General features: G+C 50.7%; 14 protein-coding genes and 2 pseudogenes. 5 read left to right on the forward strand and 11 right to left on the reverse strand.

What is annotated here, in order from left to right:
- Positions 1-24 precede the first annotated feature (24 nt).
- From dgcA to IC37_RS22680, 3 genes are all read right to left on the reverse strand, one after another.
- On the reverse strand, positions 25-2,085 hold the full coding sequence (dgcA, locus tag IC37_RS22670) for a dimethylglycine demethylation protein DgcA (RefSeq protein WP_007907545.1): 2,061 nt from the start codon (positions 2,083-2,085) through the stop codon (positions 25-27).
- Between the two features lie 15 nt (positions 2,086-2,100).
- Positions 2,101-2,631 (reverse strand): DUF5943 domain-containing protein, encoded by a 531-nt coding sequence (locus IC37_RS22675; protein WP_007907543.1) that lies wholly within the window; start codon positions 2,629-2,631, stop codon positions 2,101-2,103.
- A 78-nt stretch (positions 2,632-2,709) separates the two neighbouring features.
- Positions 2,710-3,687, reverse strand: a complete 978-nt coding sequence (locus tag IC37_RS22680; protein WP_007907542.1) for a dipeptidase — start codon at positions 3,685-3,687, stop codon at positions 2,710-2,712.
- Positions 3,688-3,921: 234 nt separating this feature from the next.
- Here IC37_RS22680 and IC37_RS22690 point away from each other — a divergent pair, with 234 nt between their 5' ends.
- From IC37_RS22690 to IC37_RS22705, 4 genes are all read left to right on the forward strand, one after another.
- Positions 3,922-4,329, forward strand: coding sequence for a lysozyme inhibitor LprI family protein (locus IC37_RS22690; protein ID WP_030128555.1), 408 nt, complete (start codon positions 3,922-3,924; stop codon positions 4,327-4,329).
- Positions 4,330-4,540: 211 nt separating this feature from the next.
- Positions 4,541-4,795 (forward strand): type II toxin-antitoxin system RelE/ParE family toxin, encoded by a 255-nt coding sequence (locus IC37_RS22695; RefSeq protein WP_030128556.1) that lies wholly within the window; start codon positions 4,541-4,543, stop codon positions 4,793-4,795.
- On the forward strand, positions 4,779-5,102 hold the full coding sequence (locus IC37_RS22700) for a helix-turn-helix domain-containing protein (RefSeq protein WP_030128557.1): 324 nt from the start codon (positions 4,779-4,781) through the stop codon (positions 5,100-5,102). The genes IC37_RS22695 and IC37_RS22700 overlap by 17 nt, the downstream gene beginning before the upstream one ends.
- A gap of 32 nt (positions 5,103-5,134) precedes the next feature.
- Positions 5,135-5,551, forward strand: coding sequence for a DUF3010 family protein (locus IC37_RS22705; RefSeq protein ID WP_030128558.1), 417 nt, complete (start codon positions 5,135-5,137; stop codon positions 5,549-5,551).
- Positions 5,552-5,741: 190 nt separating this feature from the next.
- Here IC37_RS22705 and IC37_RS30135 read toward each other — a convergent pair.
- A pseudogene (locus IC37_RS30135) lies at positions 5,742-5,924 on the reverse strand (helix-turn-helix domain-containing protein); the annotation flags it as partial.
- 320 nt (positions 5,925-6,244) lie between these two features.
- On the opposite strand from IC37_RS30135, the pseudogene IC37_RS30690 reads away from it, so the two are divergent.
- Positions 6,245-6,376: pseudogene (locus IC37_RS30690) on the forward strand (deoxyribonuclease); the annotation flags it as partial.
- On the opposite strand, the gene IC37_RS22720 reads toward IC37_RS30690, so the two are convergent.
- The 7 genes from IC37_RS22720 to blsG form a co-directional block, all read right to left on the reverse strand.
- The gene (locus IC37_RS22720; protein WP_030128559.1) at positions 6,369-7,718 is read right to left on the reverse strand and encodes a KamA family radical SAM protein; all 1,350 of its coding nucleotides are present in this window, start codon (positions 7,716-7,718) and stop codon (positions 6,369-6,371) included. The pseudogene IC37_RS30690 and the gene IC37_RS22720 sit on opposite strands and share 8 nt — an antisense overlap.
- A 162-nt stretch (positions 7,719-7,880) precedes the next feature.
- Positions 7,881-8,519 carry a pyridoxal phosphate-dependent aminotransferase gene (locus IC37_RS22725; RefSeq protein ID WP_218244353.1) on the reverse strand — a complete coding sequence of 213 codons (639 nt, stop codon included), beginning with the start codon at positions 8,517-8,519 and terminating at the stop codon, positions 7,881-7,883.
- A 20-nt stretch (positions 8,520-8,539) separates the two neighbouring features.
- Complete coding sequence (locus IC37_RS22730; RefSeq protein ID WP_030128561.1) at positions 8,540-9,007, reverse strand: aminotransferase class I/II-fold pyridoxal phosphate-dependent enzyme; 468 nt, start codon at positions 9,005-9,007, stop codon at positions 8,540-8,542.
- Between the two features lie 18 nt (positions 9,008-9,025).
- Positions 9,026-9,811 carry an aspartyl/asparaginyl beta-hydroxylase domain-containing protein gene (locus IC37_RS30010; protein ID WP_158225669.1) on the reverse strand — a complete coding sequence of 262 codons (786 nt, stop codon included), beginning with the start codon at positions 9,809-9,811 and terminating at the stop codon, positions 9,026-9,028.
- Between the two features lie 431 nt (positions 9,812-10,242).
- Positions 10,243-11,583, reverse strand: a complete 1,341-nt coding sequence (locus IC37_RS22740) for an MATE family efflux transporter (protein ID WP_081729269.1) — start codon at positions 11,581-11,583, stop codon at positions 10,243-10,245.
- 37 nt (positions 11,584-11,620) lie between these two features.
- Positions 11,621-12,460 (reverse strand): hypothetical protein, encoded by an 840-nt coding sequence (locus IC37_RS29675; protein ID WP_143519237.1) that lies wholly within the window; start codon positions 12,458-12,460, stop codon positions 11,621-11,623.
- A gap of 75 nt (positions 12,461-12,535) precedes the next feature.
- Positions 12,536-13,648 carry an arginine 2,3-aminomutase gene (gene blsG / locus IC37_RS22750; protein WP_051414796.1) on the reverse strand — a complete coding sequence of 371 codons (1,113 nt, stop codon included), beginning with the start codon at positions 13,646-13,648 and terminating at the stop codon, positions 12,536-12,538.
- Positions 13,649-13,650: the final 2 nt, after the last annotated feature.

Here is a 13,650-nt window from a genome sequence, read left to right on the forward strand (position 1 = left end):
TCCCACAGGGTCATGTGCAAGCCGTTAGAAGTCTTTGCACAACCGCAACGCGTCATAGATCGCCGCGTGGGTGTTGCGCTGGGCCACGCAGTCGCCGATGCGGAACAGCAAATAACCATCGCCCGCCTGGCTCAGCGAAGGTTGCGGCTTGATCGCGAACAAAGCTTCGATGTCCATCTGGCCTTTGTTGCGCGAGCCTTCCTTCATGGCGTAGTAGATTTCTTCGTCCGGACGCACGCCGTTTTCGACGACCACCTGGTCCACCACCCGCTCCTCTTTGGCGCCGGTGTATTCGTTTTCCAGCACCGCCACCAGCTTGTCGCCTTCGCGGTAGACCTTCTCCAGCATCATGTCGCCGGTCATGATCACTTCTTTCGGGTACATGCTGCGGTAGTACGTCGGGAACGATGTACCGCCGATGGCCACGCCCGGTTTGATGTCGTCGGTGACGATCTCGACCTGGCTGCCCTTGTCGGCGAGGAAGTCGGCCGTCGACATCCCGGTGAACTCGCAAATGGTGTCGTAGACCAGCACGTTCTTGCCCGGCGCAACCTTGCCGTCGAGGATGTCCCAGCTGCTGACCACCAGGCCTTCAGCCGCGCCCCAGTGTTCGTTCTGCTCCAGGAACGGATGACCGCCGACGGCGAGTACCACCACGTCCGGACGCAGGTCCAGAATGGTCGCTGCATCCGCCGCCACGCCCAGGCGCAGGTCGACTTTCAAGCGCGCCAGTTCCAGCTGGAACCAGCGAGTGATGCCGGCAATCTGGTCCCGTTGCGGCGCTTTCGACGCGGTAGTGATCTGCCCGCCGATGAATTCTTTCTTCTCGAACAGGGTCACGTCGTGGCCACGTTCGGCCGACACACGAGCCGCTTCCATCCCGGCAGGACCGGCACCGACCACCACGACTTTGCGCTTCACACCGGTCGATTTCTCGATGATGTGCGGCACGCCCATGTATTCACGGGAGGTCGCGGCGTTCTGGATGCACAAGACGTCCAGGCCCTGGTACTGACGGTCGATGCAGTAGTTGGCGCCGACGCATTGTTTGATCTGGTCGACCTGGCCCATTTTGATTTTGGCAATCAGGTGCGGGTCGGCGATGTGGGCGCGGGTCATGCCGACCATGTCGACGTAGCCGCCTTCCAGAATACGGGTCGCCTGGTTCGGGTCCTTGATGTTCTGCGCGTGCAGCACCGGGGCCTTGACCACTTCTTTGATACCGGCCGCCAAGTGCAGGAATGGCTCCGGTGGATAACTCATGTTCGGGATAACGTTGGCCAAGGTGTTGTGGGTGTCGCAACCCGAACCCACGACACCGATGAAGTCGATCATGCCGGTGTCGTCGTAGTACTTGGCGATCTGCTTCATGTCCTCGTGGGACAAGCCATCCGGGTGGAATTCATCACCGCACAAACGAATGCCGACGCAGAAGTCCGGACCGACTTCCTTGCGCACAGCCTTGATCACTTCCAGGCCGAAACGCATGCGGTTCTCGAAGCTGCCGCCCCATTCATCGGTACGCTTGTTGACTCGCGGGCTCCAGAACTGGTCGATCATGTGCTGGTGCACTGCGGACAGCTCGACGCCGTCCAGGCCACCGGCCTTGGCCCGTGCGGCTGCGCTGGCGTAGTTGCCGATCACCCGCCAGATTTCTTCCGGCTCGATGGTTTTGCAGGTCGCGCGGTGCACCGGTTCACGGATGCCCGACGGCGACAGCAGGGTTGGCCAATGCTCACCATCCCAGCGGGAACGACGACCCATGTGAGTAATCTGAATCATGATCTTGGCGCCATGCTTGTGCATGGCATCGGCCAGGTTCTGGAAGTGCGGAATGATCCGGTCGTCGGCCAGGTTGACCGACTTCCACCAGCCTTGCGGGCTGTCGATGGCCACGCTGGAGGAACCGCCGCAAATCGCCAGGCCGATCCCGCCCTTGGCTTTCTCTTCGTAATACTTGACGTACCGATCGGTGGTCATGCCGCCGTCGGTGGCGTAGACCTCGGCATGCGCGGTGCTGAGCACACGGTTGCGGATGGTCAATTTGCCGATTTGAATCGGTTGAAACATTGCTTCGAAAGCCATGGCGGGTTCCTCGACTTACAACGGCTTGACGGTGAACAAGCCGTCGTCGTGGCCTTCTTCGGAGCCACCGTAAACCTGTTCTGCAACAGTGCGGATCGAGCTGCCACGGGCCTGAAGAATCTGGTCCATGGCGCCGGCGAACCAGCCAGTGAACATGTAGTCGACCTTGCGCCCGACCTTGCCGTACACGTAGACAAATGCGGAGTGTTCGAGCTTGACGCTGGCGGTGCCTTTGTCGAGGTCGATGTCCTGAATCTTGAACAAGCCCCAGCCGCGTTGCGACAGACGCTTCATGTAGTGCTCGAACACTGCAACGCCTTCCAGGCCGTGGCATTCGGCTTCTTTTTCACACCAGTGCCAAGCGGACTTGTAGCCGGCCTTGTAGAGGATTTCGGCATAAGCGTCAGCGCCCAGCACTTCCTCGATTCCCATGTGGTTGTTGACGAAGAAATGGCGCGGCACATACAGCATCGGCAGGGCGTCGGAGGTCCAGACACCGGTTTCGCTGTCGACTTCGATTGGCAATTGCGGGGCGATCTTGGCCATGGAAACTTAACTCCAGAAAATTCGTTGTGTTGCCCCCGGCACGGACGGCCGGGGGAAAGGATTCAGAGGTGCGGTGGCTTATTCGCCCCAAACGTCTTTCAAGACGTTCACCCAGTTCTCGCCCATGATCTTGCGCACCACCCGCTCGGAATGGCCGCGTTTGAGCAGGGTCTCGGTCAGGTTCGGGAACTCGCCCACGGTGCGGATGCCCAGCGGGTTGATGATCTTGCCGAAGCTGGTCAGACGGCGGGCGTAGCCCTTGTCATGGGTCAGGTATTCGAAGAAGTCCTGGCCATGGCCCTGGGTGAAGTCGGTGCCGATGCCGATGGCGTCTTCGCCGACGATGTTCATGGTGTATTCGATGGCTTCGGCGTAGTCGTCGATGGTCGAATCGATGCCCTTGGCCAGGAACGGCGCGAACATGGTCACACCGACGAAACCGCCGTGATCGGCGATGAACTTCAGCTCTTCGTCGGATTTGTTGCGCGGGTGAACTTTCAGACCCGACGGCAGGCAGTGGGAGTAGCAGACCGGCTTCTTCGATTCGAGGATGACTTCTTCGGAAGTCTTCGAGCCGACGTGGGACAGGTCGCACATGACCCCGACACGGTTCATTTCGGCAACGATTTCACGACCGAAACCCGACAGGCCGCCATCGCGCTCGTAGCAACCGGTACCGACCAGATTCTGGGTGTTGTAGCACATCTGCACGATACCGACGCCCAGCTGTTTGAAGACCTCGACGTAGCCGATCTGGTCTTCAAACGCGTGAGCATTCTGGAAGCCAAAGAGGATGCCGGTCTTGCCCTGTTCCTTGGCCTTGCGGATATCGGCGGTGGTGCGCACCGGAATCACCAGGTCGCTGTTCTCGCGGATCAGCTTCTGGCTGGCAGCGATGTTGTTGACAGTGGCCTGGAAGCCCTCCCACACCGACACGGTGCAGTTGGCCGCAGTCAGACCGCCCTTGCGCATGTCTTCAAACAACTCGCGGTTCCACTTGGCAATAATCAGCCCGTCGATAACGATGCTGTCGGCGTGCAATTCGGCTGGGCTCACAGGCTGTCCCCTATTAGCGATTCATGCGCCGAATCGTGTGCCGGCGCTTTGGGGCCAGCATATGCCTCGGTGCCTTGGCAGCCGGGTGCAAAAACGACAGGGGAATTGCCGAAAGCGTCAATCCGCGACAAAGGGTCATCAACAGGCGTCATTGCCTACCTATCCAACGCCGCCCGCTTGGGCCAGAATTCGCGGCATCACTGGATGTTTCACTGGATTAAAGGGCGGCGGCGCATGAAATCGATCTTCCTGGCACTGGCACTGGCACTGATAGCGAGCGGCGTACACGCAACGGAAGAATCCGACGATAACCCCTGCGACAAAGTCGAAAACGAAATCCAGACCCTGGAATGCTCGGCCTACAGCAGAACCGCCGCCGAACAGCTGCTCAGCGACAACTACCAGAGCCTGACCGAGCGCATGCAAACGCTCTACGGCAACAACAAGGCGCAACTGACCGACATCACCGCCAAAATCAAGGTAGCCCAGCAGCAATGGCTGAAAACCCGGGACGCCGATTGCGCGGTGGAAGCGTTCCCGGCGACGAGCGGTAGCAAGGCGTTCACCATTGCGCAAAATGATTGCGTGGCGCGCATAAGTGATGAGCGATCGGAGTTTTTGGAGTCGATTGGGCAGGAGTGATCCTGAATCGTCCGTCGAAAGCTGGTAGCCCTACCAACTTTTACCTTCAATCAAGACCTTTCCCACAGGCCTCACCGAGCAAGCCTACAACTCCCGCCGGGTAAGGGTTAAAGCAGTTTTTTCGAGCAACATCCCGACAAATTTCGTTTGTTGGCCACCTGAAAAATATAAGCAAAGATTCGCAAATCTTATAAAAGACTTATATTCTTCCATGAACAGTGTTCACTGGACTCGAAAGGCCGTTAAGCAGCTCTTGAAATTGCATTCCGTTCATCAGATCCAGGTTCGTGATGCCATCACGGCGCTAGCTGGCATGCCTGATGTAGGCAACGTCAAAGCACTGGTTGGTCATGACTATGCCTATCGACTGCGAGTCGGTAGTTATCGGGTCATGTTCGACTGGGATGGCGCAATCAAAGTGGTCAGTATTCAAGAGGTCAAAAAACGCGATGAACGCACCTACTGACATTCAAATCATCAACGACGCGGAGGGAAAACCGGCATTCGTGGTCATTCCGTACGCGCAGTATGTGGCGCAGAAGATCGAGCCCGATCTGATTCCCCACGAAGTGGTCAGTCGCATCGTCGATGGCGCGACGCCCATTCGCGCCTGGCGCGAACACCTGAACCTTACGCAGGATGAAGTTGCCAAACGCATGGGCATCTCCCAACCGGCTTTCGCCCAGCAGGAGACGGTCGCCAAGCCCCGCAAGACAACCCGTGAAAAAATTGCCGCAGCTTTTGGCATCACCGCCAACCAACTAGAGTTGTAAGCTGAACGCCAGCATCAGGAAAAGGGATTGAAATGAAAATCTGCGGCATCGAAATCAAAGGCAGCGAAGCGATCATCGCCGTGGCCTCCCTCGACGGTCAGGTGTTAAGCCACGTAGCGCTGAACACCAAGAAAATCGCCCTCGACGAGGACGACGAAGCCGCAAATGTCAAAGTCTTTGCCGCTCAGGTGGCGTCGTTTGTTCGTGAGAACTCCATCGACCGGATCGCGATCAAGAAACGCAGCAAGAAAGGCGAGTTCGCCGGTGGGCCGACTACGTTCAAGATCGAGGGGATTTTCCAGCTGCTGGGAAATTGTGAGGTGACGCTGCTGTCGCCGCAGACCATCAATGCGCAGAACAAGAAGTTCGATTTTTCACTGCCGGATACGCTGAACAAGTATCAGCATGACGCTTACAAGGCCGCGTGTTCGGCGTTGATGAAGAAGTAAAAATGACACATCTCCTGTAGGAGCGAGGATGTGTGGCGAGGGGGCTTGCCCCCGTTCGCCTGCGAAGCAGTCGTAAAACATTGCCTGCGGTGCGGCTGACACACCGCGGCTGCAGGTTTTGGGGCCGCTTCGCGACCCAACGGGGGCAAGCCCCCTCGCCACACAAGCCTCGCTCCTACAGGGGTCGGTTTCAGGCCTTCTGGCTTTGCCGGCGGTCTTCACGCGGGCACCGCTCAAATCTCGCCCGATAACTACGGGTGAAATACGACGGCGATTCAAACCCGCACGCGATGCTGACCTCCAGCACACTCATGTCCGTCTGTCGCAGCAACTGCCGCGCTTTTTCCAGCCGCAAGCGCAGATAGATATTGGCTAAAAGCGGTGAAATAGGCGCACTTGTGGTGTGCCCTGCTTCGAGGAGTTCGCTTTCCGTTTTCAAGAGCAACTGTACGCAGCCATCGGACTATAAACGCTAACACCCGTCGATCCGCGATTCGGTGTTGCAGAAAGCACATCATCCACTCGTGATCGATGGTGTCAAAGAACGCGCGAATAGTTGAGCGGGCTGCTCACATTGAAGTCGGTGGGGTGTGGAGCGCTTACTCAAAACCCAAGGCAGGAGCCGTATGCGGTAATTCCGCACGTACGGATCTGTGCGGGGGTGGCAGGTAGCTGCCATTCCTACCGCGACCAGTTGATCTCGCGTCCTGCGGTTATGAAACGCGGATCCATGAAAACCGCGCACAGAGTATTGAGTGGGAGCACATTGTCCCAGCCTGGCAGTTTGATCATCAGCGGCAACGCTGGCAAAAACGGGTTAAGAAACTTCCCTCTCGAAAAAGAACGCAGTCTCCCCAAAAGCCGGTTTTAGTTGATCGAACCACGTAGCATCGGGATCAAATCGTGCGAAGAATGGCCTCTGCACCCAATCCGGGTTTCGTGCTTGGATAAAACGTAAAACAAACACCTTTTCTCCTCGAATTTCAGCTACACCGCAGACCTCAACTTTCCCCGGATCTGCGCTCATCGAAGGTCCTCGGGCAGTCCTGGCAATACCTGAAACTTGTTTGACCGCGTCCCGGTAAATTTCCCACGCACATACAAGAGGGACTTCAAAATATCGGCGGGCCCCGGTATCACGCTCGATAAACATATAGTAAGGAATAATGCCTAGTTGAATTTGCGTCTGCCAGAGTCGCGCCCAGACGTCAGCAGAGTCATTGATATGAGCCAGCAACGGGCCCTGGCTACGTATTTGAGCGCCTGTTTGTCGAACACGAAGAATAGCCTCTCGAGCAATGGCAGGCTCAAGTTCCGCCCAATGATTATAATGAGCCATTAACGCTAAGTGTTTACCGCTGTTGATGATCTTCCTAAATAGATCAAGAAGTTCACCTGCGTCGCTGTCAGTCACAAACCGCTGAGGCCAGAAAGAAAGCGCCTTTGTACCAATTCGGATAGTGTGGATGTGCTCGAATTCAGGCGTCAAAAGAGGTTCTAGGTAAGCACGTAGATTGCTTGTCTTCATAACTAGCGGATCTCCGCCAGTAATTAAAACATCAGTCACTTTAGGGTTGGCCCGAAGGTAATCCAATAGCTGGGCGTTTTCCTTAGCAGCAATCTTGAGCGATTGGTCACCCGTGAATTGGGCCCAACGGAAACAAAAAGTACAGTAGCTATGGCAAATCTGACCAGCGCTTGGAAAAAACAGCACAGTCTCACGATATTTGTGCTGGACACCCGTTACTGTCACGCCAGACAGTGAAGGAATATTACGCTCCAGCTGTCCTGCTGGATGGGGATTGAGTCTAGCTCTAACCGCTTTTATCGCGACCTCAAAGGATGAGCGGTCGGATTTCCTTAAAAATAAAGATGCTATTAGATCAAAAGACTCGTTATCCAGCATATCTTTCTGGGGAAAGGTAAGCTGGTATAAAGGATCGTTGGGAATATTGCTCCAGTCGATCAATTCTTTGATAACATATTCATTGACTCGAAATGGAAGAACGCTTGCCACCACCTTCATCGCCCAAATAGTCCGGCTGTCTAATTTAGCAAGCTGAGGAATCTGGTCAATTTGATTCAAGGTATAAACCTTGAAACGTTCAACCTCGAATTTTTCTGTGAGGTTTTCAACACTTACCGCTATATTTTCAATAGTATGCATAATTAGTGACCAATAAAATTTTAGGGCAGAACATTGCTGGCTATAAAATATGGAGCTGTCTTGACCTAAAATAAATGTCGGGACCAACAATAATATCTGATGAAACCATGGAGCCTCCAAGCGACAACGGTTTCCACACTAGTAACACCTGTCGTATGAAAATCAGCGATGGTGGACAAGATCAATAATTCTCCCGCATGCTTCTTTAATTTCAGCTTCATTTACGGAAGCAATAGAGATTCGGATATGGTCCTTCATACCGTAAGAAGACCCTGGCGTGGTCGAAACGGATTTTACATTGAGGAGATCGTCTACAAATTGGGTATCCGAATTCCAAGTAGCACCCAATACTCGGGAAATGTCAGGAAATAGAAAGAAACCACCCTGCGGCCGTACAATGTCAAACGTAGTGCTTAATAATTGATGGCAGTAATAGGCTCGGTATTGCAACTCATCAACACGTTTTTTAAGAATGCTCTTAGGCAACGCTATAGCTGCCAAGGCACCGTGCTGCGCAAATGTACACGCATTGTCCGTCATGACGCCCTGAAGCGTGGAGCATAGGTCGATGATTTTTCTATCCGCGAACATATAGCCTATTCTAAAACCAGACATAGAGAACAGTTTTGAGAACGTACGTGTAACCACCAGCAGGCTAGAGTCCACCATAAGATCCAGAGGGCTAACATATTCACCGCTACCGAAAATGATGCCTTCGTAGGCTTCATCGGAAATGAGTAGAAAGCCATACTCTTGAGATAACGCCACCAATACTAGAATATCTTGTCGACTGAGAATCACCAGTGGGGTTGTGAGGTGAGTTAATAATCAACGCCTTGGTTTTGGAGAGTCACCAACTTGCGAATTTCAACTATGTCGAGACCCATATGTCCCATTTCGTAATCGACGGCAATACCCCCGTTAAGTTCTATGTAAGATCTATAGGCGGGCCAGCATGGATTCGGAATCAGAACCTCGTCCGCGTTGGATAATATGCATTTCATCAACATGAACAAAGCTTGGCTTGAACCATTAGAAACTAAAATTTCGGCCGGGTCGCACAACTTACCATGTTGTTGAAAGCATCTCTCGATCAACGCGTTTTTTAAAACATCTATGCCAGTAAGATTACAATAGCCAGTGTGCCCATTTATTAAGGCGTCAATCGTCGCGCGAGAAACTTCCTGCGGGACTTCAAGGTTGAGCTCACCGTCGTGCATCTGAATTAAGTCACGTATTTTAGGACCTTCACTCAAGACCTTAGATAACTGCTGGCTCGGGTTTGACATGATTTTCACCAACTGTAATTATTTTAAGTGTCGCAGCATCTGCCGCGAGTAAACTTCAGTGAAAAAAGCTTTCGCCGACGGGCTCAGGTCCCCGGGCCAGAAATCAAACATCAGATTTACACGAGTACATTCACTATGGTTCCAAGACTCATGCTGAAAAGTCGTGTCAATAATTGCTATTTCACCCGTTCTCCAACTAACGATCTCTTCCCCGATTCTCAGTCCAGACAATCCATCGTCAGCGCAAAGGATAGGAAGATGTAATGTCAGCATAGGATAAACATAATCCAAATGCGGCTCGATGTGACCGCCCGGTTCTAGACTTGAAAGCACAACCTCTCTGATAGTAGCGCCAGGCACAACATCCTCGACAAAGCGAATCGTATTTGGAACAAGGTCAGCGTATACAGCAACTTTTTGACCTCCTTTATAAAGTGGAACTGATTTCCACAAAGGATCGCCATGAAAGGGATATTGTTCCTGGGTGTTCTTGTGTTTTTCATAGAGCTGGACTAGTTCCTGCGTCATCTCGGCAAGAAGCGTATCAATGCCTGAGAGGAAGCAGAAATCGTCTTTAGACCAAAGAGGCTTTCTGAGTCCGAATGACGACTTAAATCCGTTGATATTTATATTCGTAGCATAAGGTATAGGCATGACAGGCTTAAGCAAACCATTGGATAGGCGGCTAGAGCGTGATAACTTTCTTCCATGAAACTCCGACTCAATTAGATCGAGGATACACTCGCGAGTTTTATCATCAATATCGCCAAGCTCATCTAATGCCTCGTACCATAATGTGAGCACAGGTTCCCGCCACTTTAGAGCAGACCTGCAGGTAATCACAACCGTCGCATATAACCAGATTAGGAGGCAAAGTAGTAATAACTGGCTTGATAGTAAAAGTCCAAATCCGACTAATTCAGTTCTGCTGTAGAGTCCCGCCACCAACGTAAAAATGGAGAGCGGAACGAGCCAACAGGTGTAGCTACTAAGACGTCGCACGGTGGAATAAGGTACGACGATATTGAGCATATCAAATTGGGAGCGAATAATCGGCCAAGCGCTGATGGAATAGAGAAGAAAAAATAACAAGCAGTAGTAAGACACTGAATATATCGACAAAATACCCTTCGGCACCGCCAGAATAAGCAATATAGATAGTAATACTAAGTAAGCTATCACGAATATACTGTGTTTCAGTATGTAATTTATACCTCGAATGCCGTATAGATTTCTCATGCCGCAACCTGCGCCGGAGCCTTGTATCGGATCCATCTAAATAGAAGTAGAGAGAACAGCGCTATAAGTCCAAGCCCTACGCCACACCATACACCCGCCGCTCCTAGGTCAGTATAAAATGCCAAGAAGAGAGCGAGCGGTAGTCCCACTAGCCAAAAACAAATAATCGAAAGCAACATCGGAAAGACGGTCTGTTTCAAGCCCCTAAATATACCGAGCAGTACCATTTGACTTCCATCAAAGAAATGGAAGATTCCTAAAATGCAGACAAAAAGGCTAGATAGCTTGATAAGCTCGTCATCTCCACCTTCACCGCGAGCAACAAATAGCTGAACAATATCATGGGAAAAAATAATCAGGATAGAAGATATTACAGTGAGTACTATCCAGCCGAGCCATAAAGCACTCCATCCGGCGTCACTCGTCCGCCGCGAATACACACCCAAAGGAGAGCAGAGGCTTATTCTCGTAGTAGAAGCTTGAGAAATGCCATTAGGTATTGTAAATACGACTTGAAGAACTTGCATTGCGATACCATGAGCAGCCAACGCAACGATTCCAAACTTACCCACTATGATTGTGAGGATGAAGAAAAATAGAGTGTCATTTGCCTGCGTTAAAGAGACCGGAATACCGTTTCTTAAAATAGGCAGCATCAACCACCCTCTCACTACTGTCAATTTTATACAGTGCTGCCGCTCCCCGAACTGCGGATTCATTAAGCCTAATATGACCAGCAATATACAAAGCAAAATGTTTGTTAGCGTCGTGGCGATACCTGCACCGAACAAACCCAAGGGGGGGATCCACAAAAAGCCAAATATTAGAATCAGGTTAGCAACGAAGTTAAAGATCGCTGCTATAATAATTGCGATAACTGTATATCGCGCTGATCCCATTATTGATAAAACATTTCTGAGGTGTACAAATAAAATCGCTGGGCCGATGCTCCACATCAGGCTATTCATGTATCTCTGAGCTTCGAGAGACAAAAGCGGATCCTGGCCAAAAAAAACTAATATTTCTTTCGTAAAATAGAGCATTGCCAAGCATATTAAAAACGCAGCTAGTATGAGCTGAATGCAGCTGGTCGATACAGATGCATATTGTTCTTCTTTTGCCTTAGATCCCAATGCATCAGTAATAAACGGGATGGTAGAGATGAGTAGCCCGGAAAATATTAAAAACAGAAGATAGTAGAGGCCCTGTGCCAAAGTCGACGCAGCTAACGCCTCGGTACTAATCCATCCAGCCATTATTACGTCCGTAGTCGCAATAATCACATGCGCGATATTGCCAGATACAAAGGCTAGCGAGAGCCGGGAACTCTCGCGCATCTCGGATGTATATCTACGGGAAAGCCTCGCGGCACGGTCATATATCAGTGATGATGTCAAGACTGTACTCCCGGTCTAGGTGCTTAGACACATCCTTGGAAATCTGTACTCTTTTCAGCCATCGATCCGTTCCATCGTACTTTGGCGTAAATTGTGGCCTGCCATGAGCGCACTTATAGTTGTTGATAAACAAAACCTGTGCTTCGTTCATTGATAAGTCAAAGGTTGCTGACTCAACCAGCTTGATAAAATCCTTAAAATCTAGTTCTTCGTAGTGAGACATTTTGCTGTAGTCAACGTAGACAGGATCATAAATGAAGCTGTAGCCCTCGGTAGGTGATTCTTGCAACACCGCCGTCTCTAGAGCTGTTGGCTTATATTCGATCGTAGAAGGTCGGTCGGAAAGAATGGTATAACGGCTCTCAGTTAACCTGTGCTTGAGTGTTGCATCAACAGCTGAAAAATCTGGGCAAGACAGCAAGTTGGGGACTTTATCGTCGTTTCTTACGCATAAAAAACCTAGTACATCTGCCCTATAAGGTAAAGCGGGGTCTTCAGTATGCAGTTCTAAATGCACAGAACCACTTCCCAACTGCTTATTTCTATCTTGGAAGATTGGGAATATTTCTTGAACAAGCTTACCGTTCTGCAGGTCGCTATAACCGAAGACATCACCAACATGCCGTGAAAGCTGAAGAAATAAATCATCGTAGTTTGAATGGCAGTCGTCTCTCCAATGTTTCGGCGTCGGTCGCTGTTGATTGGCTTTAGGAAGGTCTAATATTGTGACGTCAGATGAAAAACTAAAGTCCTCTTTAAATTGAGCGACAATAGATTCCGGGCTTAATATTGAGTAGTCTAATTTAGTAAATATCATATCTGTACCGAAGAAATGGTAAATTATTTAGTTTCAAAGCCACCAGGTAGTGACCCACTCGCGAGTCAGTTGACCTCAAGGGATTTCAAGCGTTTTATGATCATAGCCAAGCACAAAATTCTTAGAGCCAAGTTTATAGAAGTACTGGTTATTCAAAGGAATCTTTCCAAGTTTAGTGGTGTAAACATACTGTGGGACGCTGAAACCAGTTTCATAACCGTGCAGTTGCTCCATAATCTCAAGGCCCTTTTCTATCGACGTCCTAAAGTGCGACACGCCTTGAACATTGTCCGCGTGGTATAGGTAATAAGGCCTTACCCTGCCTTTCACCAGCATCCGGTTCAACGTTCTAAGTGTTTCGACGTCGTCGTTCACACCACGCAACAGCACTGTCTGGTTTTGCACCGGTATACCGTGGGAAAGAAGTTTATCTATCGCGCTTAAGGCCTCAGGAGTAACTTCCACGGGATGATTGAAATGGGTGCTAAACCAGATTGATTTGAATTCGGACAACATCTTACAAAAATCATCTGTTATCCGCTGCGGAAGAAAAACCGGGTACCGTGAGCCAATGCGTACAAAATCTACGTGGGGGATCGCATTGAGCCTAGAGATAATGCTATGCAAAAGCTTATCGGAAAGAATTAGCGGGTCGCCTCCAGTAAGTAATACGTCGCTGATGTTTTTGTTGTTTGCGATGTACTCTATGTCTTGATCATATGAGTCGGGAAGCTCTTTGTTGTAATAACTGCCTGACTTATCAGTTGTGTGAAACTTTCTAGTGCAGTGTCTGCAATAAACTGGGCAAGTATCCGACACTAGGAATATGACTCGGTTTGGATACTTATGTACGACGCGTCTGGTTTTCATATAAACCATATCACCCACCGGATCTACATCCTCCTGCTGATTACTCTCATCAACTTCTTTTGGATGGGGTATGCTTTGCAGCCGAATCGGACAATTCTCATTGGTCTCGTCCATCAGTGATGCATAATATGGAGTAATCATCCACTTATACTGGCTCTCTGTTTGCTCAATGCCCTTCAATTCTGTATCACTGAGAGTTACCCAGGCTTCCAGCTGAGCCTTGGTGCGAATGGCATTCTTCATTTGAAATTTGTGGTCGCCCCATTGGTCGGAAGACAGTAAATCCTGTTTACTCAAAGTGTCCTTTGCAATAATCATTT

The organism is Pseudomonas sp. QTF5 (assembly GCF_000512695.2).
Classification (GTDB): Bacteria; Pseudomonadota; Gammaproteobacteria; order Pseudomonadales; family Pseudomonadaceae; genus Aquipseudomonas.

What these genes read in the sequence shown, in the direction of transcription:
- dgcA (WP_007907545.1), bottom strand. Translation starts at nt 2,085, where the DNA reads ATGGCTTTCGAAGCAATGTTTCAACCGATTCAAATCGGCAAATTGACC.
- IC37_RS22675 (WP_007907543.1), bottom strand. Translation starts at nt 2,631, where the DNA reads ATGGCCAAGATCGCCCCGCAATTGCCAATCGAAGTCGACAGCGAAACC.
- IC37_RS22690 (WP_030128555.1), top strand. Translation starts at nt 3,922, where the DNA reads ATGAAATCGATCTTCCTGGCACTGGCACTGGCACTGATAGCGAGCGGC.
- IC37_RS22695 (WP_030128556.1), top strand. Translation starts at nt 4,541, where the DNA reads ATGAACAGTGTTCACTGGACTCGAAAGGCCGTTAAGCAGCTCTTGAAA.
- IC37_RS22700 (WP_030128557.1), top strand. Translation starts at nt 4,779, where the DNA reads ATGAACGCACCTACTGACATTCAAATCATCAACGACGCGGAGGGAAAA.
- IC37_RS22705 (WP_030128558.1), top strand. Translation starts at nt 5,135, where the DNA reads ATGAAAATCTGCGGCATCGAAATCAAAGGCAGCGAAGCGATCATCGCC.
- IC37_RS22720 (WP_030128559.1), bottom strand. Translation starts at nt 7,718, where the DNA reads ATGCATACTATTGAAAATATAGCGGTAAGTGTTGAAAACCTCACAGAA.
- IC37_RS22730 (WP_030128561.1), bottom strand. Translation starts at nt 9,007, where the DNA reads ATGTCAAACCCGAGCCAGCAGTTATCTAAGGTCTTGAGTGAAGGTCCT.
- IC37_RS22740 (WP_081729269.1), bottom strand. Translation starts at nt 11,583, where the DNA reads ATGCGCGAGAGTTCCCGGCTCTCGCTAGCCTTTGTATCTGGCAATATC.
- IC37_RS29675 (WP_143519237.1), bottom strand. Translation starts at nt 12,460, where the DNA reads ATGATATTTACTAAATTAGACTACTCAATATTAAGCCCGGAATCTATT.
- blsG (WP_051414796.1), bottom strand. Translation starts at nt 13,648, where the DNA reads ATGATTATTGCAAAGGACACTTTGAGTAAACAGGATTTACTGTCTTCC.